The sequence below is a fragment of the Pedobacter sp. AC190 genome, from assembly GCF_979258025.1.
This window is the reverse complement of the sequence record NZ_OZ409824.1, coordinates 3,214,216-3,240,029: the sequence shown is the minus strand read 5'-3', so window position 1 is coordinate 3,240,029 and position 25,814 is coordinate 3,214,216. Positions and strand designations below refer to the sequence as shown.

The 25,814-nt window shown below is 35.7% G+C and carries 15 protein-coding genes; 1 reads left to right on the top strand and 14 read right to left on the bottom strand.

The genetic code is table 11. The annotated features are described in order from the left end of the window. Positions 1 to 195 precede the first annotated feature (195 nt). The 14 genes from rpiA to surE form a co-directional block, all read right to left on the bottom strand. On the bottom strand, positions 196 to 885 hold the full coding sequence (gene rpiA, locus ACZZZI_RS14190) for a ribose-5-phosphate isomerase RpiA (RefSeq protein ID WP_463489758.1): 690 nt from the start codon (positions 883 to 885) through the stop codon (positions 196 to 198). 243 nt (positions 886 to 1,128) lie between these two features. Beyond that, the gene (locus ACZZZI_RS14185; RefSeq protein WP_463489757.1) at positions 1,129 to 3,486 is read right to left on the bottom strand and encodes a TonB-dependent receptor; all 2,358 of its coding nucleotides are present in this window, start codon (positions 3,484 to 3,486) and stop codon (positions 1,129 to 1,131) included. Between the two features lie 81 nt (positions 3,487 to 3,567). Further along, complete coding sequence (locus ACZZZI_RS14180) at positions 3,568 to 5,544, bottom strand: hypothetical protein (protein ID WP_316756468.1); 1,977 nt, start codon at positions 5,542 to 5,544, stop codon at positions 3,568 to 3,570. 11 nt (positions 5,545 to 5,555) lie between these two features. Then, positions 5,556 to 6,974: a 3-keto-disaccharide hydrolase gene (locus tag ACZZZI_RS14175; protein ID WP_463489756.1), complete on the bottom strand. Its 1,419-nt coding sequence runs from the start codon at positions 6,972 to 6,974 to the stop codon at positions 5,556 to 5,558. A 125-nt stretch (positions 6,975 to 7,099) separates the two neighbouring features. Next, positions 7,100 to 9,385 (bottom strand): GH92 family glycosyl hydrolase, encoded by a 2,286-nt coding sequence (locus ACZZZI_RS14170; protein ID WP_463489755.1) that lies wholly within the window; start codon positions 9,383 to 9,385, stop codon positions 7,100 to 7,102. Positions 9,386 to 9,447: 62 nt separating this feature from the next. After that, the gene (locus ACZZZI_RS14165) at positions 9,448 to 10,119 is read right to left on the bottom strand and encodes a basic secretory protein-like protein (RefSeq protein WP_463489754.1); all 672 of its coding nucleotides are present in this window, start codon (positions 10,117 to 10,119) and stop codon (positions 9,448 to 9,450) included. Positions 10,120 to 10,273: 154 nt separating this feature from the next. After that, positions 10,274 to 11,188 (bottom strand): ROK family protein, encoded by a 915-nt coding sequence (locus ACZZZI_RS14160; RefSeq protein WP_463489753.1) that lies wholly within the window; start codon positions 11,186 to 11,188, stop codon positions 10,274 to 10,276. 163 nt (positions 11,189 to 11,351) lie between these two features. Then, complete coding sequence (locus tag ACZZZI_RS14155) at positions 11,352 to 13,799, bottom strand: glutaminase family protein (RefSeq protein ID WP_463489752.1); 2,448 nt, start codon at positions 13,797 to 13,799, stop codon at positions 11,352 to 11,354. Between the two features lie 279 nt (positions 13,800 to 14,078). Continuing rightward, positions 14,079 to 15,731: a RagB/SusD family nutrient uptake outer membrane protein gene (locus ACZZZI_RS14150; protein ID WP_316756456.1), complete on the bottom strand. Its 1,653-nt coding sequence runs from the start codon at positions 15,729 to 15,731 to the stop codon at positions 14,079 to 14,081. A gap of 13 nt (positions 15,732 to 15,744) precedes the next feature. After that, on the bottom strand, positions 15,745 to 18,783 hold the full coding sequence (locus ACZZZI_RS14145; protein WP_316756454.1) for a SusC/RagA family TonB-linked outer membrane protein: 3,039 nt from the start codon (positions 18,781 to 18,783) through the stop codon (positions 15,745 to 15,747). Positions 18,784 to 19,133: 350 nt separating this feature from the next. After that, entirely contained in the window at positions 19,134 to 20,138 is a 1,005-nt protein-coding gene (locus ACZZZI_RS14140) for a LacI family DNA-binding transcriptional regulator (protein WP_463489751.1), read from the bottom strand. Between the two features lie 103 nt (positions 20,139 to 20,241). Beyond that, positions 20,242 to 21,348: a lipid-A-disaccharide synthase gene (gene lpxB / locus ACZZZI_RS14135; RefSeq protein ID WP_463489750.1), complete on the bottom strand. Its 1,107-nt coding sequence runs from the start codon at positions 21,346 to 21,348 to the stop codon at positions 20,242 to 20,244. A 116-nt stretch (positions 21,349 to 21,464) separates the two neighbouring features. Next, entirely contained in the window at positions 21,465 to 21,737 is a 273-nt protein-coding gene (locus ACZZZI_RS14130; protein ID WP_344767051.1) for a stationary phase survival protein SurE, read from the bottom strand. A 7-nt stretch (positions 21,738 to 21,744) separates the two neighbouring features. Continuing rightward, positions 21,745 to 22,590, bottom strand: a complete 846-nt coding sequence (gene surE / locus ACZZZI_RS14125; protein ID WP_463489749.1) for a 5'/3'-nucleotidase SurE — start codon at positions 22,588 to 22,590, stop codon at positions 21,745 to 21,747. A gap of 221 nt (positions 22,591 to 22,811) precedes the next feature. Between surE and ACZZZI_RS14120 the strand changes: the two genes are divergently transcribed. Beyond that, positions 22,812 to 25,742: a M16 family metallopeptidase gene (locus ACZZZI_RS14120; RefSeq protein WP_463489748.1), complete on the top strand. Its 2,931-nt coding sequence runs from the start codon at positions 22,812 to 22,814 to the stop codon at positions 25,740 to 25,742. The last annotated feature ends 72 nt before the right edge of the window (positions 25,743 to 25,814 follow it).

The following is a 25,814-nucleotide window of genomic DNA, read 5'->3' as shown; positions in this document are numbered from 1 at the left end:
GGCTTTTCTGCCAACAAATAAGTTTTATCGGTGAGTGAAATAAATTCGTCGGTTAAAATATTTTCATGAAAAAGGATTGAAGAAAATGTCGGTAAAATTATTAGAGAACGATTGAGTTCCCACTTATCAAAAGTAAATACTGTCTTATCCTTATATAGCTATACAGTTATATTAGTTTTAATATCAGCAAATCTTCTATTGAAAAGTCAAGATGTGATCTCCTTTAGCCATAATGATTTTAGCTGTTAAATTGATAAAAAGACCGTGAGCCAATATTCCATCAATCTGGTTAAGTTGAGAAGCAAGTTGGGCAGGTTCGTTTATTAAACCAAAATCTGCATCAATAATGTAATTTCCATTATCGGTAATAAATTTCTGACTTTCTTTAACTCTAAGCGTTGCTTTTCCGCCGAGTTCTTCAATTTTATTAAAAACATATTGATAAGCCAATGGAACGACTTCGATTGGAACAGTAAAAGCTCCGAGTAAATTTACTTTTTTAGAAGAGTCTGTAATGATAATTGCGTTTTTACTCAGCGACGCTATAATTTTTTCTCTAAATAGGGCGCCACCACCACCTTTAATCAAGTTAAGGGTTTCGGTAAATTCATCGGCTCCGTCAATACTAATATCTATAGTGCCTAAAGTTTCGAGCGGTAAAATCGGAATTCCGAAAGAAATGGCCAGTTCTTCTGTTTTTATTGAACTTGCTGCCGCTTTAATTTCCAGGCCATCTTTAATTCTTTCAGCTAACTCTTTTATGGCAAAGGTTGCCGTGCTTCCTGTTCCTAGTCCTACTACGTCATGATTTCGGACAAATTTAACCGCTTCTTTAGCCGCAGCTAATTTTTCTGCATCCTGTTTGCTTTTATCAATGGCTTCCATGAAGTAAAAATAGTTAATTCTTCAACGACAGACTTACAGAAATAATGGATTAGTGTAAAGATTGGTAAATAAAAAAAATTTAGGCCGATGCAATAAATCCTAAATCTAGCGTTAATGTATATGAGAGCGTTAATTTAGATGATGGGGATTCTGCAACTGCGGAATCTCCATTTCTTTTTTAAAAGGGTTTTAAACGAAAAAGGTTGACATCGCTGTCAACCTTTTTCGTTATCATTTTCTTAGTTAAAATCGCCCTGTTAAAGTTACGCCGTACGTACGTGGATTACCAAGGTGAGCGGCTCCAAAATCGTAAGCATAATCAATGTAAGTTTTATCGCCCAGGTTTTTTCCCCAAACAAATAAGTCAAAGCGTTTATTAGTAACTCCTAACTTAGCATTAAAAAGATTATATCCTTTCTGTTCGATTTGATTGCCTAAATCGTAAAACTGATTTCCTGTAAAAATCCACTCGCCACGGGCAACAAGATTTAATCTTGAATTCTTATCCAACTCATAGCTGTATTGAGGGGCAAACATCGATGTTAATTCTGGCGTGTAAAGTTGTCTGTTGCCGTCTAAATTAACTGTTTCACCGTCTTTAGGCAATTGTAAAGACGTATATTTTGCATCGGTATAACCTAAATTATAATCGAAACTTAAGCCTTTTACGGGTTTTGCTGATAGCTCTAATTCCAGCCCTTTGCTTGTCAATTTCCCTGCATTTCGGGTAATGGTTACCGCATCAGGTAAAATTAAAACTGGAATTTGAGCATCTGTTAATCTTATATAGAAAGCAGTTAGGTTAATACTCAGTTTATCATCTAAAAAAGTATTTTTTGAACCAATTTCAAAATTATTGCTGTATTCTGGTTTGTAAGCAACCAATGGCAATGCAGATGGATCAGAACCTAATTGCGTTAATCCACCAGCTCTGTATCCTCTACTGTAGCTTGCATAAATATTGTTGTTTTCTTCGGTAATGGCATATGCCAGGCTAACCTTTGGCGAAAAAGCTTTAAAGCTTGCTTTGGCAGTTGTATCATTTTGCGAAATAGCAGGTGCCATTCCATCCATCAAAAACTCGCCAAGTGCGCTTTGTTTTTTATGTTCGTAATCGTAGCGTAATCCTGCAGTTGCAGATAGTTTTTCGCTTAGCGCATATGTTAATTGGCCATAAGCCGCAACACCATAGCTTTTACCCGTATTGGTATTTAAACTTGTGAAAAACGGAAATGGCGCACCAACAAAAGCGGCATCAGCACCAAAGTAAGTGCCCTGTTTTACAGGATTTTTTTGATAAAAACCATACAAACCAGCTACCCATTTTAATTTAGAGCTACTTGCTGCTGGCGAACTTAATTTAAATTCCTGCGTATAAACCCGAACTTTATTCCAATCGTTACCATAATTATTTATGATTGAAACACCATCAATCGGAGAAAAATCTCCATCAATTGGTTGCTTATAATATCTGTAATTAGATTGGTAAGCGGTTTGAGAACTGAAATTTATAACATTGCCAGTATAATTAGCTGTTAACGATGTATTAAATAAATTATCAACCATTTGAGTGGTTGCATCTTGATTTAGCTTAAATGGATTTTCTAAGGCATCGTTTACCGAGCCTGCAAGCGGAAACGTTCCATTATTGCGGTTTTCATTATGTTTTACATTTAAGGTTAAAGCAAACTTATCACTTGCCAAAAATTTCAGATAATAATTGCCTAAAAAGCCATGAAGTTTATCAAATTTCGAATTGTTAAATTCATTTGTATAAAAACCATCAGCCTTGTTAAATAGCCCAGCTGCGCCGAAAAATAGTTTATCCTTAATTAAAGCAGAACGAATGCCTAAGCTATATCGCTGCTGACCGAAATTACCAAGATCCACACTTGCAAATCCGCTGGTGGTATTAGTTGGTTGTTTGGTAATGATGTTAACTACACCGCCCATTGCATTTCTGCCATATAAAGTTCCTTGCGGACCGCGTAAAACTTCGATACGTTCTACATCGAATAACGATGCAATATAAGTATCTAAACCAAACTGATTTACGCCATCGATGTATGTAGCAACTGCTGGATCGTAAGACGTTGTACCAATACCTCTTATTGAGATTACATTACGACCATCGCCTGGATTGCTGCTGTAAAGATTTGGAACAATTGCTGATAAATCGCGTGTGTTTTGAATGCGATAATCCGTTACTTTAGCTGCAGAAAATGCCGTGATTGCTGCTGGTATGCTAAGAATTTTTTCATCTGTTTTTTGAGCAGAAACCGTTACTTCATCCAAGCGTAAATTGGTTTCGGCCAATACAACACCAATATTTTCATTTATGTTAGTGTTCTTTACAACTGATGCATAACCAATTGCCATAAATTTTAAACTTACTTTTCCTGCTGGAACATTATTAAATTCAAACGCTCCGCTTGCGTTGGTTAACGTACTTAAATTCGAGTTTAACACCTGAACTGTTACGCCAGAAATTGCTATATTTTTTGCATCGATAACTACACCCGAAATTTTACCGTTTTGCTGTGCATTCACTGCAAAGCAGATTAATAAGCTTAAACTTATTAATGACAAGATTCTCTTCATTTTCTCTCTATCCTTTTTTAAAACAAAACGGCCGATGTTTCCATCAACCGTTTTAACCAAACTTATACTAACTTATTATTTTTACTTATCTAATGAGTTAATCCATGCAGCAATTTTTAAACCTTCGGCTTTGGTAACCTGAGGCATTGGAGGCATTTCTGTAGAATAGCCTGGCCAATTTTGTGGTTGCGGATTATGAATTAACTGTACAATTTTCTCAGGTGAATATTTACGTTTTGCAATTTCTATAAATGCAGGGCCAATTTGTCTTTTAGTTGGATTGTGGCATGCTGTACAAGTTCTTTTTGTTAACAATCCTTCTACTTCTTTAAAAGTTGGCACTTTCGCAGCTGCAGTTGTATTTGCAGGCGTTGTCGCTGTAGCTCCTTTGGCCTCTGGTTTAGTTCCTGTACCTGCTTTAGGTTTCGCCGAGCCTTTTACAGGTGTTGCTGATGCTTTCGGACCTGCTTCAGAATTCTTTGTACTTACCTCGTTCATTGATAACTTTTCACCATCAGCAATTTGATTTAAGGTATAATAAGCCACAGGATGAATAAGGGAATAAAATCCTTCTTTATCGCGAACACCATCTAATGTTAATGTATGAATATAATATTGACGAAGATTTGAGATGATTAACCGCACTTTCATGCCATCTTCTGATACCTTAACGCCATTAATTTTTAAAGTTTCGGTATTTACTGGAGGAGAACCATAAACTGGGTGATATTTGTAAATAAAGCTTTCAGCTGCATAAGAAGCTAAATCTTCAGCCGATTTACGATCAACAGGTTTAGTAAACTCAACTTCAAAACCGTCGGGCATTGAACGCACCGCTTTCATTTCGAAAGGAACTTTATCGTTGTAAACCAAGCGCTCTAAACCTTCGTTTGCATCACCTGCCGAACCCCATCCACGATTTGTTTCGCCAACAAATAATGATCCATCGGTTCCCCAGGCCAATCTTAAAACGCCCGAACGGAAGCCTTTTCTGAATAAGAAAGCAGCGCCTTGCTCTTCGCCCTTAACCGTTTCTAAGAAAACTCTTGAAATGATACTCATACCCTGATCGCCAACTAAAATTTGCCCGGCAAAAGGACCAAAAGTATTTTCAGGGATTTTAACAGGTTCAGCTGAAGAGATTCCTAAAATTCCGTATGGTAACCAAACAGAAGGTAATTTCAGTTCAGGAAAAACCTTTTTCATATCGAAAAGTGTTTTAAAGGTTTCGTTAACACGATTTTCTGGCTTGATGTATCTGCCTTGCTCATTTTTTATTCTACGCTCATCAATACTTGAATAGAAGAAATCAGAAGTTAGCTTAACAGGAGAATCAGATCTGCCCGTCCACCTTAAACTTGCAGGATGCCCCATAAAATCGCCTTTATTAACTTTCCATAAACCGCCAGAACCAACCCAGTCTCCCTGGTTTTCTGTGAAATAGAATTGATTATCAATCATTCCGATACCTGCAGGAGAACGGAAACCCGCAGCATAAGGCGTCATTTTTCCATCTTCTGTAATGTTCATCGCCCAACCACGCATCGGCACGCGACTTTCGCCTCTCCACCATTCCTCATCTCCAAAAGCTACGTTTGCCGTTACTAAAAACGTTCCATCGGCAGCTATTTTCGGTCCGAAACTATATTCATGGTAGTGCCCGCTTAACGGCCATGCATATACCGTTTCATAAACATCGGCTTTGCCATCCATGTTTTTATCAACCAGTTTGGTTAATTCGCCACGTTGAGCAACGTAAAGTGCGCCATTTTTATAGGCAAGTCCTAATATTTCGTGTAACCCGCTGGCAAATTTGCGGAAATAAGGTTTTGTACTTGTCGGATTTTCGACAATGTAAACTTCTCCTCTACGGGTAGAAATTCCTAAATCGCCATTTGGTAAAGTAACCAAGCCACCAACCTCTAATATTGGTCCTTCAGGAACTCTAACTTTATTTATTCTGAAAAAATCTTCTTCCTTTGGTGTTTCCTGAGCAAAAAGCGTTGAGAAACTTAAGCTCAAAGCTAATGTTGCAAGTGTTTTAAATGTATATCTCATCGTTAATCAGATTAAAATAAAATAGAATAATTTAATTTGCTTCCGATAGGAATAATCAGTTGTTTTTTACCGTTTGCATCTCTAACAATTGGTTTTTCGCCATTTGGAAATTGCAAATAATAAGCTTTATCATCAACCAGATATAAACCTTTCGAAACTTCGTTAATATCTTTTACCTCACCCAAAAGGAGATAAAGATCTTTAGCAGGCTGCTCAATTGTTACTTCGCGGGTTAAACCTTGTCCGTTTTCCATAACTTTTACAGCATCTGTAACCTTAGTTCCGTATATGATATACTTAAATTCAGGACGTTCCTGACTATCCATTACATAACCTTTTGTGCGGAAACCTGTACCAGCAGTATCAGGAACCCATGCACTTTCTGGTGTGGTTAATTTTGAAATGGCTAAAACTGGTTTTGAAGTAAAGCGGGTTACGCTACCTAAGGGACGTGAGGTTCCATTTCCACGACCATCCCACATTGGAGTAGCATCCAGGAAGCCACCATTCCAGCCGTGTAATAATGTTCCGTTATCTAAATCGTAGCTGTAAGCGGTTTGTTGTGCACCACCGACCGAAATTGCATGTACCGAACGAACGCCAGGTAACACATCAACAAAACTACGAATCATTGTATTTACAGGGGCATCAACATAAATAGGATCGCCACCACCACCACGACGGCCGTTTTGAGCTGGAGCAACCGGGATGTCACTGATAGAAATATTTCTGAAAGCTACAGTACCCTGATCGCCTTGAATACGTAACGGAGCTAAAGCTTTTTCAGTTCCGAAGCCACCACGAGTTGCGCCAGTTAATTCAACATTCTCATGAATCGTAACGCCATTTAAATCAACACTTAATAATCTCGCATTTGCGATTTTTATACCTGAAGCATCGAACTTTGGCGCCTGGAAAACAACTTTAATGTGTTGCCATAAGCCAGGAGCTTTACTTACGTTTTGGCGTGGAGCGAAACCATCGAAACCTTTTTCTCCTTCAGGTTTATCATTATTCCAGCGTTCATGGGCACCACCATTACTTGATGAAACCGGGTTAGTTAATGTCCACGAATCTTCAATTTGAATTTCATAATTACTTTGAAGGAAAATACCTGAATTTGCACCTTTTGCAACCAGATAATCAAGTTCCAAAATCATGTCACCATATTCTTTAATGGTATATAAATCGAAACCTGGTTTTTTGGGGGTAGATGTATTCAGTAAAATGCCTGTACCTTTTGTACTTTTTACGGCATTGACCATATTCATATCAATGGTAACATCACCTACAAGAGTCCAGGAATTTCCTGGTTCCTTAAATGCTGATAAATCTGTAAGTGGAATACTGGATTGCTGGCCAAATGCCATACAAGTTCCAACGAGCCATATTAAGGCTGTTGAACCCGCTTTTAAGACGTTAATCTTCATAATATTTGGTTTTGTTAGATGTTTATTTGGTTGTTAACCTTTTTTAATTAAGCTACGCCAATCTCTTTCAATTTGAGCTTGTCGAAATTAATTGATCCGACAAGCTCAGTATGATTATTCTTAAATTATTTTTCTGTTGATAACGAATAAGGAAAATCTACAGGACTTGAACCTCTGGTTTTGTTTGGTGTTGCAGACATTCCGAAGTTAAGTACTGCACCTTTTTGTAAACCACTGTGGCTAATCCAGTTTTTAGAATAAGGTTTTCCGTTAAGCTGTAATGATTGTACGTAACGATTATTATCGCTATTTGATGGCGCATTAATTACTACAGTTTTACCATTCTCTAACGTTAAGGTTACTTTTTTAAACAATGGAGCACCTAAAACGTATTGATCTGTTGCAGGAGTTACCGGATAAAAGCCCATTGCCGAAAATACATACCATGCAGAAGTTTGCCCGTTATCTTCATCACCACAATAGCCATCTGGTGTAGCCTTATACATCCTATCCATGGTTTCGCGAACCCAATATTGAGTTTTATAAGGCGCACCACCGTAGTTATATAAATAAATCATGTGTTGAATTGGTTGATTTCCGTGAGCATATTGACCCATGTTGGCAATTTGCATTTCACGAATTTCGTGGATTACGCCACCATATGCACTTTCGTCAAATACTGGAGGCATAGAGAAAACTGAATCTAGTTTGGTTACAAACTTATCATGACCACCCATCAGCTTTGCTAAACCATCAACATCTTGAAAAACCGACCAGGTGTAGTGCCAGCTATTTCCTTCAGTAAAGGCCCCACCCCATTTAAACGGACTGAATGGGCTTTGGAAAGTTCCATCCTGGTTTTTTCCACGCATTAAACCTGATGAAGGATCGAAAAGATTTTTATAATTCATTGCTCTTTTCTTATAAATATCAATTTCAGAAGCAGGTTTATTTAAAGCTCTGCCTAACTGATAAATTGTAAAATCATCATAAGAATATTCTAAAGTTTTTGCTGCATTTTCGTTCTTTTTTACATCGAAAGGCACATAACCTAATTCGTTATAATATTTAACACCATCACGGCCAACTGCTGCCATCGGGCCTTCGTTATTAGCACCATGTTTTAATGCCTGCCATAAGGTTTCGATATCGTAACCACGCATTCCCTTAATATAAGCATCAGATACTACCGAAGCCGAGTTATTACCAACCATAATATTGGCATAACCTGGGCTACTCCATTCTGGTAACCAGCCACCTTCTTTATAATCGTTAATTAAGCCTTCCTGCATTTCCCTATTTATCGATGGATAAACAAGATTTAAGAATGGGTATAAAGCTCTGAAAGTATCCCAGAAACCTGTACCTGCAAACATATAACCTGGTTTAATATCACCAGTGTACGGGCTCCAGTGTACGATTTGGTTTTTAGCATCTACTTCGTATAATTTGTTAGGGAAGAATAAAGTGCGGTACAAACAAGAGTAAAAAGTTCTCATTTGGTCGATTGTACCACCTTCTACAGCAATTTTGCTTAATGTTTTATTCCAAACTGCCTTTGCTTTTGCTTTTGTGGCATCGAAACCATCGTTTACTAGTTCTCTTTTTAAATTAAGTTCTGCTTGTTCAAAACTGATGAATGATGATGCTGTTTTAGCATTAACCTTTTCGCCTTTTGCAGTTTTAAAACCAATAACTGCACCTGTGTGGTCGCTTGTTAATTCTAAATCATCATTTAATTGTTTACCACTCCAAGTTTTTGCAATAGAAAAATCTTTATCGAAATAAATTACAAAGTAGTTTTTGAAGTTTTTAGGTAAAGGCCCGCGAGCGTATTTACTGGTATAACCTATAATTTTACGCTCTTTAGGGAAGATTTTTATATACGAACCTTTGTTTTGAGCATCTACAACTACAAAAGAACTATCCGTTTTAGGAAAAGTAAACCTGAATTGAGCAGCTCTTTCAGTTGGTGTAATTTCAGTTGTAACATCGACATCGGCCAAATAAACGCTATAGTAATATGGTTTTGAAACCTCTGCTTTATGGCTAAACCAACTTGCACGATCATCATCAGTAAATTTTAATTTACCTGTTACCGGCATAATTGAAAAAGCACCGTAATCGTTCATCCATGGTGAAGGCTGGTGTGTTTGTTTAAAACCACGAATTTTGTCAGCATCGTAGGTGTATGCCCAACCATCACCCATTTTCCCTGTTTGTGGGGTCCACATATTCATACCCCAAGGCACACCTACTGCTGGGTAAGTATTACCGTTTGATAAACTTGGTTTGGATTGGGTTCCCATTAAAGGATTCACCCATTCAACTGGATCGGTAATTTTGCCTACCTGTTGTGCGAAACTTCCAGTTGCCGCAAAACTTAACAAGGCAATAAATAGTTTTCTCATATTTTATTATTCAGTTTATGTGTTTTCTCTTATCTGCTTACAAAAACATTCAAATGTCTTTCTTAAAGTTGTGGATTTTTAACGTAATCTGCCCAAAGTCCATCCAAATCTTTACCTGTTAATTTAGCCCAAATATCAGGCGTGTAGGTGTGGTCTCTTAAAGATGCATCTACAGCCTTAATTGTTCCTGGTTTTACCTTTTTTTCAATCCAGGTAAAGAACCTAGCCGTAATACGATAGCTGTTTTTATAAGTATGTTCTGGTTTTAATTCTGGCAGTGCCCATTTTGCACCAGCATTGTCGATACCAAATTTAGAGCGTGCAAAATCTGCAATGCCTTCGGTTAACCAACCTGGCCCAACACTACGACCATAATCCTGAACAATGTGCATTACTTCGTGGGTAACCACATCTATATCTTCGGGGTGTTTTACCATCCAGATTGAACTGTAAGTTACCTTACCGTTACTTGTTGCAGCAACGCCTTTATAGGCGGTATCTACAAAAAATGTAACTGTTTTTAAAGTGTTTGGATTATATTCTTTAGCCAGCTTTGGATAAACGATAAAGAACGTTTCGATTAAACGTTTTTTCAATTTCGGATCTAACGCTGCAAAATTGCTTTCGAAAGTTAGGCTATAGCCTTTCTTCTTAATTACTTCCTGCGCTCGTACTTTAGAGAATGGAAGAATTAATATTGTAGATAGAATGATTAGTAATGTTAGTTTTTTCATGTGTATTCAGAATTATAATTTTAAAACGATTGTTGTATATTTTTGCTGTCCTACGTTTTTATTTGTACTGCTTATTTTTAGTCTGATAAATTTCATTACTTCAATTTATTTACTAAATGGTTTTAGTATGTGTTTAAAAAAAGGTTTTTAACCTTTAATTAGTAATCTTCTTACTTTCTGGTTCACCACCTTCTTTCAAGAAATCAAGATCGCAGCAACTTGCCGCACCGATAAGCGAAGCATGTTCTTTTAGTTTTGTTACCTTAATACTTGTATAAATCTCGTTGCCTTTTAAGGTTGCTATTAATTCGGGCGAAAAAGCATTAAAAGCCCTTGATATATTTCCTCCAACAATCACCATATCTGATTTATATTTTTTAATTATCGGGATTAGAAATTGTGCTAAATTGTAACCAAACTCCATAAATACACGAGTTGCATTATGATCTGTTGCGGTTAATGCAGTTAATTCTTTTACACCAGCTACCTCATTACCACTTAACTGACTATATCGACCAACAAACCAGCGTGTAGAAAGATAATCTTCGGCTATACCGTTCATAAATTCAGAGTTCCATAAATCTGCATCTTTAGCCACACCACCAACGCAATAAGACGAGCCCAAACCAGTACCTAATGTTAAACCGAGTACATTTGCGTTTCCTCTCGCCGCTCCACCAAAAACTTCGCCTTGCAAAAAGCCAGCAGCATCATTTATAAAATGGATATTTTCGGTATCTACATTCAATCTTTTAGATAATTCTTCTTTAATATTTACACCATAAAGTGTGTTAAACTTGTCTTGATCCTTTATTAATGAAATGCCCTTTTCATAATCGAAAGGGCCTGGCATTGCAATACCTATTAATTTTGTTGTGCTGGTTGATTTTTTGAAAGCTTTATTTATTACTTCACACCATGCCGATAAAATAACTTCCTTACTTTCCCGAGAATCTACGGCACTTCGCTTTAATGTATCTTGAATAATTGTTCTTGTTTCCAAATCTATTAGTGCGGCCGTAATATGCGAACCACCTATATCTACACCTAATGCAACAGGTTTTTCCATTGTCTATATTCTATATCTATCTTAAATTAATACCTGTAGTTTTTATTTATCAACTGATAAACAAAGACATTTTTATTCTATTTGCTAAAGAAAATGATATATTTTCTTTTCTAATTTTAATAATCAACTTTTAATTAACCTGCTTAATAAAGCATAATTAATTCTAATTCTTTACTCCCCATTTATCGGCTAATAATTTAATAAAATAGCCTCCCACTACGCTTCTGGCTTGAAAACCAACTTTAAGGCCAGTTGTAGTTTCGTGCCAATCATTCAGCGGTACCCTGCTTTCTGTTTCTGTAGCAAACTTATAAACAGGCTTGATAAATCTCTTGAAATCTGCCTGATTATCGGCCAAAGTTGCTGTCCAAATTATCCAATCAGATTTTGTGTAGGTTTTGCGACTATCTAAAGGAAGACCAAAGGTATTTTGCTTGGTTAGGTAATAATCTATTTCCTTTTTATAAACTGCTTCAGGAAATAATTTCAACCCTAATAACTTATTCCAAATCAGGTTATATTTCTGGCTCCAGGTATTTTTATCGTTAAAAGTTAAAGCGTAATGGTCGCCATCATCGGCCATTTGCTGCCATTTTTTAGCCATATCCAAAGCAATTGTTCTGTACTTTTCCGCCTCTTGGGTTTTACCCAATTGCTGAGCCATTTGAGCATAAGCACCCAAAGCCACAATTGCTTTAACTGATAAGTTTGCATTACGGGCTAAATGACCGGCAAAATCATCGGTGCACAACTGATTCGCAGGATCGAAACCTTCTTTAGATAAGTAATCGGCCCATACCGATAGGGTAGCCCAATGTTTTTGAGCATATTTTGCGTTACCCTGTGCTTTAGCAATTGCAGCAGTTAAAATAACCATGTTACCTGCTTCTTCAACAGGCATATCTTCACCATAAGTTTGGCCGTTTGCAAACGGATAGGTTCCTAAATCGTGGGCTGGATAAGGTTTTTTCCATTTTCCACTTTCGGAATAATAAAAAATACCGTTTAGCATACCTGTAAGTAATTCAGGGTTATACAATAAATATTCTGGTGCCGATGGATAGGTTACATCAACCGTGTTGATAAAGCCACCGCTAAAATTTTCTTTCGACAGAAATAAAATATCGCCATTTGGTGCATATACAATTTTGTGTGCAGCAATACTTTGGCGATAAGCTAATTCGCAAAGTTTTGCATATTCTTTACCACCCGCCTTTTCTGCATCAGCATAAAGTTGCAGATTAAAATCATTGCATTTTGCCATTATTGTTTTGTAGTCCTGATCAGCAATTGCTAATTGGTCTTCAAAATGGCCACCTGGTTTTCTCCATATTGGCAAAAGTTGCTCTCCAAAGTACTCAACCGATTTAAGATCATTGTAGCCAATCATTAAATATTTTTCAACCTTGTTTTGGGTAATTGTTCCAAAAGGGATAATACTGCTTAAATTTAGTTCTTTTGCACGTGAAACTTCCTTTGAGGCAGGATATTTACCACTTAAAAAACTGTTTAAACTTTCGGCCTGTTTATTAATGTATTGCGTTGCCTTAAATTTTTCAGGAACGGCAACATACATATAGCCCCAATCTATTCTTAAATCATCGGCTTTCTTTTGTAAAACAGGTTGTTCTACGGTTCCCGCTTGCAGAATTGAAAGATTTTTAACCGTATTTTTTTTAGCCATTACCGCCTGATCTGGCGTGTTAACTGCTATATTGGTTGATGCACTAAAATACAAGTCGACTTTGTGTGTTTTTGTACTGCTAGATTTTACAGCATAGCTGATATAGCTAATTGGTCTTGCAGTTAAAGCGATATCATTTAATAAAAGTGGTGAAGTAAAAGTAACTTCCAGATTAACCCCACCGCAATCAAAATTATATTTAGTTGCGGTTGCTTCTACCCTTACATTTGTTTGTTTTGCTAAGGCGATAGTAGATTTTTGAGGGATTTCTTCAACAATTCCTGCATCAAGATATCTGCCACCAGCGTTATTTTTAACATGGATGGTTAATAAATTTTCACCTGTTTTTAAGGCGCCTTCTTCAATTGGGATATAAATAAATTCGTGTACCCAGCCTTCCTTTTGATAGAGCTTCTTTCCGTTTAATGATACATCAACATCATCGTCGTGGTTAAGCTTTAAATATTTTTTTCCCGCTGTTAATTTCGTGATAGAGAATTTTCTTCTGTAATATAAATCGTTTGTTGTCCATTTGGTTTTAGCCGATTTATCATCGCCAAAGGGAGCAGTTCCTTTTTGCCAGGAAGAATCATCAAATGCGATTTCATTCCATTTGTCGGCTTGCTTTAAAAATGAATACTTTGCCGGGTAATTTACTTCATCGGCAGCTGGTAGAATGGTTTTATATTCTTTTGATTCGGCGCCTAAAAAGCGGTAAAACTTGCCATCAACTTTTAGCACACCTGATAAGGATTGATTTTTGCCCGTCCAGTGCTTGGTAACAGATTGATTTAGTTCGTTACTAACAGACCAAATACTAAAATAAGTATCATGAGTAATTAAGGGATATGCCGGAGCTTTATCCTGAGCATTTAACTTTATAAAAGAAAACACGCAAAACACAGATAATAAAAAATATTTTCTCATAATATAGTATTTGACTGGTTAGTTTTTCAGGGAATTGGTAAAGCTATAAATCTGCTGTAGTTATACTTTAAAAAGCATTTATGTTTGTTTTTTCATCTAAATAACCTGCTTGAAAAAGCACGACTAGTAAAACGTTTTACTAAATTCAATATTAATAAAAAAACGACATTTTAGCATATTCACTAGTGTAATATGTGAGTTACAATAGATATACTTTTTGATAATTTGTTTAACAAAAAAAAAGGTGCTCTAACGAGCACCTTTAATATTGATTGCTAACTAGTAGCCTGGGTTTTGTTTAAGATTTTCGTTTAGTGTTCTTTGTACTAAAGGAATTGGAAAAGTATTCCTGAAAGCAGCGGATGGTGTATGATCCCACCAGGTTGCTGTAGTAAATTTACCAAAACGAATTAGATCATCACGTCTGAAACCTTCAAAAACAAATTCGCGTCCTCTTTCATTTAAAAGTTCATCCATTGTTAAAGTAGCAGGCGTGTATGCATTTGCAGCCCAGTCAGCAGTAGAGAAAGCACGCATTTTGCAATCGTTAATTAACTTAACAGCCTCGGCAGTTGCAACACCATTATTTTTACGCATGATGGCTTCTGCTTTAGCAAAATAAATCCAAGTTAAACGATACAAATTCCAATCGTTACAGTTATAGTTTAAATCTATTGCTACTGGCGAACCATTTACAATACCAGCTACATTGTTACCTAATTTGTATTTATTGAAACGAACACCACTATTCTCTTCACCTTCACTCATATTTGAGACAGTTGAATTTACTTTAGCACGACGAATTTCATCTACAAAGTTAATTTGTGAACCATCGTACTCATTACCCCCACTAGCAAGAGCAGGCTGACCATTATCAAAGCGAACCTGAGGTCCAAACGATAGCCATGTTGTTTTACGTAAATCGGAATTATTATATTTAGTATAGTTACCTGGAACCATAACTACACCATTGTTTCCATTTCTAGATCCGCCATAAATACGATCCTGTTGAAAGTGGAAAAATTCTCCTGTCCACGAAGGTTGCGAGTTCGCTATTCTAAATTCGTAAGCAATAGAGAAAATTACTTCCTTAGATAAATCATTAGTGGATTTAAACTGATCAGTAATGTTAACATCAAGAGCCATTGTACCATTCTGGCCGCCAGCTTCGCTATTAATCAATTTATTCGCCGCAGCAATACAATCGTCCCAGCGTGCGGTGCCGGTCCAAACTTCAGCATTTAAATATAATTCAACTAACATAGCGTAACCGCCAGCCTGAGACATACGACCGATCATATTTCTAGAAAGCTTAGGAGCCTTATCAATATTATCTTTGATTTCTTTCTCTATAAAAGCAAAAACTTCAGCACGAGGTTTTGTTTCAGGTTTAGCAGGTATACCCACTTGAGTTACAACTGGTATATTACCAAAAAGATCCATTAGTTTAAGATAGTGATACGCTCTTAAAAGTTTAAGTTCAGCAATATAACCATCCTTATCTACCTGTGTTATTCCCATTTGGGCTAGCGTACGTTTTTCTAAATTCTCGATAGGATCATTACAAAATCCAACACCACCAAACATTAATGACCAGGCGTTATTTAAAGGACCATCATCAACTAACCAGGTATGATAATGTAAACGTTTCCATTTACCACCATCCTCACCATGACGCCCTTTGGTAGGCCAGGCTAATTGATCACCCGAAAGTTCTGAGGGTCTCCACCAGCCATCTTGGCCAGAAGGTGTTGCCCATGCATTAGCGTGAGTATATGGTCTTAAAACTGCAGATAAAACCTCATTTTTATTGTTATAGTAGTTATCTGAAACTAATGAGCTATAGATATTTTCGTCTAACTTGGTACATCCATTAAATAAAATAGGTGATGTAATAAGTAATGACAATATAATTTTTTTTAAATTTTTCATCTCTCTTTAAATATTAAAATCCAAAATTAACACCGAAAACGAATTGTCTGGTAGTCGGGTAAGGGCTTCTTGTATCAATACCAAGACTACGTCCGTTAATTTCCTGCCCTAATCCAGTGTCCTGAACTAAATCTGGGTCATTTCCAGAATAACCTGTCAATAATGCAAGATTTTGTCCTACTGCATAAACACGTAAACTGCGGAAAGCTTTATCTTTAAATTTAAAAGTATAACCTAAAGTTACCTCATCAAGCTTCAAGAAACTCCCTTTTTCCAAATAGTAATCAGAATACATATATGTATCATTCACTTCTGAATATTTAGTAAAGGCACTATTTAATAAATTACCTTGTGTACCATACTTGTTTCCGTACGATAAGGCTACTGTGTTCAAAATGTCAAAATCTAGCTTACTTCTTAAGAAAATTCTTAAATCAAATTGCTTGTAAGTAAAAGAGTTACCTAGAGATAAATAATATTTTGGAATCGCATTTCCTAACAGCTGAAGATCTGTTTGATCGCGGAAAGGGGAAGTATTTATTTGAGCATTAGGAACTGCCTGACCCGCACGATTAGTAAATAACCACTTACCATCTGGTGTAAAACCAGCAAAACGCTTGCCCCAGAATTCACCAATATTGCGTCCTTCGTATGTACGATATGCGTTACCAAGAGCACCAGCTCCTCCGATGCTTCCAAATTCTTTCATATCTCGCTTGTACTCATCGTTCGAATAGGTATCCAGTTTGTTATCTATAGTACTGCCTGCAAAATCTATATTCCAGCTAAAATCTTTTCTTTTTATTGCTTCATAATTCAAAGTCAATTCTAAACCTTTTGCAGAGATTGTTCCAACATTTGTATAAATAGTACTTTGAACAAATGGCGGTTGTGGCGAAGTATAAGTATCAAGTAAATCAATAATATTACGTTTAAAGACATCGATTGAACCACTAAGTTTGTTGTTAAACATCGAAAAATCTAAACCTAAATTATATTCACGTTTGCGTTCCCATCTTAAGTTAGGATTCGGATTACGCGATGGACCATAAGTTTGCAACCACTCTCCATTAGGGAAAGGATAAAGATTTCCTGTGCCTAATGTTACTAATGAAGCATAATTAGCAAATCCAGAGTTACCCGTTTCACCATAACCTGCTCTAATTTTTAAGAAATTAAGCCATTTGGCACTTTCCATAAACTTCTCACGGGTAATTTCCCATGATCCTGAAATTGCGGGAAAACTTGCCCACTTGTTGTTAGCACCAAATCTTGAAGAGCCTTCTCTTCTTAGTACTGCCTCAAAGTTAACTTTACCATCAAACGTGTAGTGTACACGACCAAACAATGCAATTAGGGTATTATCGTTCTTGTTACTAGCTAAGCCAACTCTGTTAACAGTAATTGGCACACTTCCTAAATTGTTTTCTTCGAAAATATCATTAGTATAACCTCTATTGTTTGCGCTGAATTCCTCGTTAACTTCGTAGCGATAAGAATAACCTATCATACCTGTTAAACGGTGCTTTTCATTTATCGATTTTGAATATTCAATCGTTGGTTCAAAATTGAAATTCTCTTCTAATCTGGTTCCTTTATAAGCGTACCCGCCGTTTGGAGCATCGCCATTCTCTACAGAGTTCTGACTACCTAAAGAACGATATTGATTATCAACATACTGGTTTCTTTGGTATGCAACGAAAGTTGATGCTTTTAATCCCTTAAAAATATCGATATCGATCTTACCATCTACAGAATAAGTTTGTTGACTTCTCTTATTCGTCTCCTGTGCTAAACGAGCGACTTCGTTTGTGATATTTCTTGTAAATAAATAAGACCCATCTGGATTGTAATAAGATTCGGTAGGGTTTTTTGTTAAAACATTTTCCCAACCGCTACCACCTAAAAGATTAGCCTTGTTAATATTTGATGCTACGTTAAATGCTGCTGTTACACGATCTTTAAAACCTTTTTGCACCAAGCTCATTCTAAACTGATATTGTTCGCGGCTATTTTCCTTAGCAAAACCATCAAATTTATTATAGGTAAATGAACCACGATACGTAGAATTCTCACCCCCACCAGCAACCGATAAATTGTGGTAATTTGTTAGATTATCTTTATTGATGATGTCGTCGAAATAATTAAAATCGCCGCCATAATCCTTTGCCGTATATTGTCCACTGGCAAGTTTTTCTCTAAACTGCGTAGCGTTCATAAAATCAGGGCGCTCATACAAAGTTTCGTGCTTTACATAACCATTGTAATTAAATTGAGATGGGCCTTTACGTCCTTTTTTTGTTGTTACCAAAATAACACCTGCGTTAGCTCTTGTACCATAAATTGCAGCAGCCGAACCATCTTTAAGTACAGAGAATGATTCGATATCATCCTGCTGCAAAAGATCAAGATTACCACCAGGAATTCCATCGATAACAATCAGCGGAGTTGATGTTCCTGAAATTGAGGTTACACCACGAAGTTGAATGGCTACACCAGAGTTAGGATTCGAGCTATTTCTCGAAATCTGTAAACCCGCCACCTTACCTTGCAATAAGTCAAGTGCGTTTCTAGCACCACTTTGTCTGAATTGAGAGGTATCTACCTTAGTAATTGCAGATGTTAACTCTCGTTGGCTACGTGTTCCATAACCAACTACCACCACATCATTTAATTTAGTATCAGAAGATTCCTGCAATTTGATACTTAAAGAACTTTGATTACTAATTGTAATGTTTTGGGTCTGATAACCGATGTAAGTAATGCGAATAACATCAGCTGGGTTTGCTTCTATGCTAAATTTACCATCGGCATCGGTAATAGCAGATTTACCCGAATTTTGGTTTTTAATACCAACACCAGGTACAGGCTGATTTTTTTCATCTAGCACAGTTCCTGTAATAATTTTTTGCGTTTGAACTTGCTGCCATAGCTTGTTCGTATTCAAGAATCCGTTCGCTCCTTCCCACTCTGAATTCATTGAAAACGCAGGGCCATTCAGCAACATGATTGCAGCAGATAGCCCCGTAATTTTGAGTAAATTAATTTTCATTAGCGGTTTTGTTAAATTTTAAATTGATTAGTTATGTTGTATTCCTGTTATGTTATTCTTTCTTATCTGATGTCTGATTCATCATTAGAATTTGAGCATTTAATGGTATGCGTGCGTGTTCTAAACTTTATATGTTGGATTAAATATTTTGATATCAATAAAAAAGAGCAGGTAAATCTGCCACGGTAGAATATGTTATAGTTAACATAGAGCTAAGGCTCTTAGAAATTCTCATAAATACTATTGGTTACAGTAAATCGTTTTACTACGCCAATGATAAAGATTTTAAACGAGTAGTAAATCGATTTAGTTGTAAAAACTATGTTACAACCTTAAAAATTCATTAAATCTTAATTTCTGATAATAAGCTTGGCGGGAATAATTACCTCTTGGATAGGTAATTTAGTTTTAGAAGCCAATTGATTTAGAATCAATTTAATAACGGTCTCTGCTATTTCTTCTAAAGGCTGTTGAACGGTAGAAATTCCTGGAGTATGCAGCTCAAATGCTTCATGGTCATCGTATGCGATTACTGAAAAGTCATCCCCGATTTGTTTATTGATTTGTTTAAGCGCTTTTAGCCCACTAATGGCTAAATAATTTGTAGCGAACAATACTGCATCTACTTTTTTAGTGCTTAATAACTGTTTAATCTGGCTGATGGTTTCTGCTTCATCCTGATTGAAGTGAATTTTTAAAACGAAATCTTCATTATACGGTAAACCATAATCTAATAAAGCTTTTTTGTAGCCTTCATAACGCTCGGTAATTTGTAGTACATCGACATTTGTGGTTACCAATGCGATATTCTTTCTACCATTCTGCACAAAATTTTCTATAGATTGATAGGATGCACTGAAATGATTTGCCCCAACATAGTTAGCTACAACATCAGGTAAATTTCTATCAAACAGAATAACAGGTTTCTCGTCGTTTATTAAATCCTGAATATCGGTTTCCAAGCCTTTAACTGGGGAAATAATATATGCGTCAACTTTTCTAGACTTGAACATATTTATTAATTCCTGCGCTTTCGCTATATTATTTTCTGTACTCGAATAGATAATTTTGTAACCTCGTTTATAGGCTTTATCTTCTATAAGTCGTGCAATTTTCGAGAAAAAGGAGTTCGAAATATCTTCTACAATTAAACCAATAATATTGGTGTTACCAGTTCTTAAACTCCTGGCGATTTGGTTGGGTTTATAACCGCTTTCCTCTATAATTTTTTCTACCTTTTCTATAACGGCTTCGCTAATAGATTTTTCTTTCGCTTTTCCATTAATAATAAAAGAAACAGTAGTTATTGATACATTTGCTTTCTGTGCAATATCTTTTATAGAAAGGGCTTTCATGAATAAGATTGATTTTAGTTATCAACCAAAACTAATTAAAAAAAAGAAATTATCAGTATTCCTGATTTCTGTGCATTTTCAAAGAGATTAATCGACTTAAAACTTACTGCTTTGAGTATTTAACAATAAGCTTCGCCGTTTTTTCTGATGCTCCTGGTGTTCCCATCAAATCTATTAAACGATCATAATCGGATAACATTTTTTTTCTACCTTCTCCATTAACGATGAGATTGAGTTCTTCATTTATTTTGAGTGGATTACAGTCTTCCTGAATAAGCTCGGTTACTATTTTTTTATTTACGATTAAATTAACGAGCGATATAAATTTAATCTTCACCAACATTCTTGCAATTGCAATTGAAATTGTACCTCCTTTATAAACCACAACCTGCGGTACTTTAAATAAAGCGGTTTCTAAAGTAGCCGTTCCTGAAGCAACAATTGCTGCGTGCGCATTATGCAAAAGGTTGTAGGTATTATTAAATAAAAGTTTAACTTTTTTAGAACCCGTAAATTGTTGATAATAGCTTTCGGTAAAAGTTGGTGCCGCAGCAATTGCAAATTCGTAATCAGGATAGTTTTCTGTTACACTTAACATAACTGGTAACAACCGCTCTATCTCCTGTTTTCTGCTTCCAGGTAATAAGGCTATAATTTTTTTATCGCTTAACTGGTGCTTATTTCTAAAATTATCCTCAGGTTTAAATTGAGCAATTTCATCGAGGAGCGGATTGCCAACGTAATCTACTTTCATACCCCACTCTCTATAAAAATCTACTTCGAATGGTAAAATGCAAAACATATGATCTACATTTTTTTTAATTTTTAAAACCCGTTTTTGGTTCCAGGCCCAAACTTTTGGAGAAATATAATAGCAAACTTTTATTCCCTTGGCTTTTGCAAATTCTGCAATTTTTAAATTAAATCCAGGAAAATCAATTAAAACCAAAACATCTGGTTTCCAGGCAAGAATATCAGCCTTGCAGGCTTTAAGGTTTTTAAAAATGGTACGCAGGTTTAAAAGCACTTCGGTAAAACCCATAAAAGCCATCTCGGCATAATGTTTAACCAGTTCGCCACCTTCGTTCTGCATTTTATCGCCACCAAAATACCTAAAAACAGGATTATCATCCTCTCCCTTTATCGCCTTCATTAAATTGGCTCCGTGTAAATCTCCTGATGCCTCGCCAGCTACTAAGTAGTATTTCATATTAATGATGGATGATATTAGATATATGATGGACAAGGGATAAACAGCACGAAAAATGGAACTTGATTTTAGGTCTGAATTCAGGATTGTGCATTTTACATTTAACTTTTTCCAATTTAAAAAACCTTATAAGCAAAAAACACAAATGCACATATAAACGTTGCTGACAGTATTCCACGGCCTATATTTTCTTTGTTATGCTTGAAGAAGTATTGCATTAAATATGCGTTAACCGCTATTCCTCCAATATATAACAAATCGGCTTTCGATAAATAAGCAATATGATTTATAATATACCAAGCAACAGCGCAAAGTAAAGCTGGTATTAATAAACCTATGCCTAAACCTATCCAAACCGAGTTATTCAGCTTATTTAATTGATTATTCATTTTGATATTAACCAAGGTTTAAGCCATCTGGTGCTGAAACTTTACTGGGTTTAGCATCAGTTTTTGATTGCTTTGAGTCTTCAAAATTCCAGCTGTTTAAAGTTTGTATAGCATGATGAGCCGTTAAATCGAATTGAACTGGAACTATTGAAACATAGCCATGTTCTAAAGCCCAAACATCCGTATCTTCTCCATGATCGAAATTTTCGAATACACCTGTTAACCAATAATACGGGCGGTTGTACGGATCTTTTCTTTCATCAAATTCTTCCATCCATTTTGCATTGGCTTGTCGGCAAATTTTTATCCCCTTTAAATTATCTCCTTTCGGGAAATTAACATTTAACAGGGTGCCTTCTGGTAAACCGTTTGCTAAAACCTGTTCGCAAATATTTTTAATAAACTTTTTTGTATGACTGAAATCAGCATCTGCGGCAAAATCATCTAAAGAAAATCCGATTGAAGGAATTTTTTCAATTGCCCCTTCAACCGCAGCCGACATTGTACCCGAGTAAAGTACATTTATGGAATTATTTAATCCGTGATTTATTCCTGAAACACATAAATCTGGCTTTTTACCCTTAAATATTTTATTAACGGCGATTTTAACACAATCTACAGGTGTACCGCTACATTTGTACATTTCGACACCAGGGTATAAATCGACCTTATCAAAGCGAATCGGTTTGCCGATGGTTATGGCATGCCCCATTCCGCTTTGCGGACTATCTGGTGCTACCACAACTACATTACCAATTTCCTGCATAACTTCCATCAGGTTTTTAATTCCTGCAGCTGTTATACCATCATCATTTACAACTAAAATATTGGGTTTTGTACTTTGCTTTGTCATTCGGTAAAAATACAGAATATTAAATTTAAGGTGCAATAATCCTAAATTTTATATGCTGAAAAATCCTTCATCCCTATTTTTTTAGTTCTCAAATTAAAAAAGCATTTCATTCGATAGTAGAAACAATATATATTTGAATAATTAACTTATTTAACATTATTCAGTATCACATCCAAGTTCCTTTTAATACTGAATTACACCTATAAACCAAAATCAAATAAATGAAAATCAAACTATTAACTCTAGCTTGTTTTCTGCTTACAGGTTCGCTGGTTAAAGCGCAAACCTATAAATGGGAAACGGGTACTTCAGGTGGTTATACGTACAAATATGTAACCAACGATCCATCATCGACCCGTTTTTATACCCTTAAAAATGGATTGACAGTTATCCTATCTCCAAATAATAAGGAGCCAAATGTTCAATTCAGAATGAGCGTAAGGGCGGGTAGCAATACCGATCCGAAAAACGCGACTGGTTTAGCACATTATTTAGAACATCTTTTGTTTAAGGGCACTGATAAATTCGGAACCGCAGACTGGGCAAAAGAAAAACCTTATTTGGATAAAATTGATGCGCTTTACGAAAAGTATAACAAAACAACTGATGCCGCTCAACGTAAAGAAATTTATAAAGAAATTGATAAAACATCAGGAGAAGCTTCAAACTATTCCATCGCAAATGAATACGACAAAATGATGTCGGGCATTGGTGGTAATTCATCTAACGCACATACCTGGTACGAAGAAACCGTTTACAATGAAGATTTCCCATCGAATGCTGTAGATAAATTTCTAGCGATTCAGGGTGAGCGTTTCCGCAAGCCTATCTTCCGTATTTTTCATACTGAATTAGAAGCGGTTTACGAAGAAAAAAACCGTGGTTTAGATAGCGATCCTAACAAGTTGGATGAAGCCATGATGGAGTTGTTATTTCCAGTTCATAATTATGGTCAGCAAACAACTATTGGTACTATTGAGCATTTAAAAAATCCTTCTTTAGTCGAAATTAGAAACTACTATAACAAATACTACGTACCAAATAACATGGCTGCCGTTTTCACAGGTGATTTTAATCCTGATGAAATGATTAAAAAAGTGGATAAAACCTTTAGTTATATGGTTGCAAAACCTGTAACGCTTTACAACCCTGCTCCAGAAAAACCGTTAACTAAAATCCAAAAGGTTGAAGTTAATGGCCCAAGTGCAGAAATGGTAGAAATTTATTACCGTGGTTATGCCGAAAACACGCCAAACAGCACTATGCTTAATTTAATTAAAAGCATTTTATTTAATGGCAAGGCTGGTTTAATTGATATTAACTTAAATAAGCAACAAAAAACACAACGATCAAGCGCAAGCTACCAGCAAATGAAAGATTATGGTGTTTTTAATTTATCAGCACAACCACGTCAGGGACAAAGTTTAGAGCAAGCCTCTAAATTATTGTTAGAGCAGGTTGACCTTTTAAAAGCTGGTAAATTTGATGATGAATTGTTAAAAGCAATTGTTGCGAATTTAAAATTAAGTTTCTTACAAGCATTTGACAGCAATAACAACAGAGCTGAAAACTTATCGAATGAATTTATTTTAAATCGCGGGACAAAGTGGGATAAAAGTTTAAGTGAAATTAATGACGCTTCGAAAATTACAAAAGCGCAGGTTGTTGCATTTGCCAATACCTTTTTTAAAGATAATTATGTAATTGGCTTTAAGCACAAGGGTGAAGATAAAAACACAATTAAGGTTGAGAAACCAACCATTACACCAATAAATGCCAATGGCAACTTAGCATCTACTTTTGTAAAAAGTATTTTAGAGGCTCCTGTTAAACCAATGGAACCAAAGTTCTTAGATTATAAAAAGGATATTGTAATGGGCAAGGTTGGCATTGCTGAAGTATTGACAACTAAAAACAGCGATAACTCCATCTTCAGAATGAGCTACAGATTTAATCATGGTGCCAATAACTATAAATTATTGCCTTATGCAGCGAGTTATTTGCCATTTTTAAGTACAGATAAATATAGTGCTGAAGACATTAGTAAAGCTTTTTATAACATTGCTTGTACTTATAGTTTAAATGTTGGTACAGAAACGACAAGCATTAACATAAGTGGTTTACAAGAGAATTTCGATAAAGCTGTAAGTTTGGTAGAGCACATTTTTGCTAATGTAAAACCTAATGAAAAAGCTTTAGCAGATTTGAAAAATACCATTTTAAAAAGCAGAGAAAACAATAAACTAAATAAAGGCCAAATTATGGTTGGTTTAACTTCTTATGCACAGTATGGTAGTTTAAATCCTTACAATAATGTACTTTCTAACGATGATGTTAAGAACATGAAAGCTGAAGATTTAATCTATCTTTTGAAAAACTTAAGCAATTATGAACATGTAATTACTTATTATGGACCAAAAGATGTAAACGCTTTTACTGCTGACATTAAAAAAGAACATGCTTTAGCTAAAGAATTTACCCCAGCTGCTCCTGCAAAAGTTTACACTTACACTGTTCAGGATAGTAACCGTGTTTATTTCGCAAACTATGATATGGTTCAATCGGAAATTCGCTGGTTAAGAAATACTGGTTTATATAACAAAACCGACCGACCAAATATCGAAGTATTTAACAACTATTTTGGTGGTGGTATGGGTTCAATTGTTTTCCAAACCATTAGAGAGTCCAAAGCTTTAGCTTATTCAACTTACGCTACTTATCAATCGCCAGATAAAGCAGACAAACAATACAGTATGATTGCTTATGTTGGTAGCCAGGCCGATAAAATGACCGATGCGGTTAATGGAATGAATGAATTGCTAAATGTTTTGCCACAAAGTGATAAATCTTTTGATGGTGCAAAAGCTAATGTTTTAACTTATCTGGAATCAAACAGAGTAACCAAAGATGGTATTTTCAGCTATTATTTTGCAGATAAAAAATTGGGTTACGATTATGATTCGAGAGTTGACTTATACAAAGGTTTAAAGCCCATTACTTTCGATAATATTAAAGGATTTCACGATCAAAAGGTTGCGAACAAACCTTATTCTTATTTAATTGTGGCTTCTGATAAAAAAGTGAAATTAGAAGATATGCAGAAGTTTGGAAATGTTACAACTTTAACATTAGAGCAGATTTTCGGCTATTAGAATTTAATAAACCAAATTATAAAAAATGCGTTCCGGTAAATCGGGATGCATTTTTTATTTTAATATAAATAA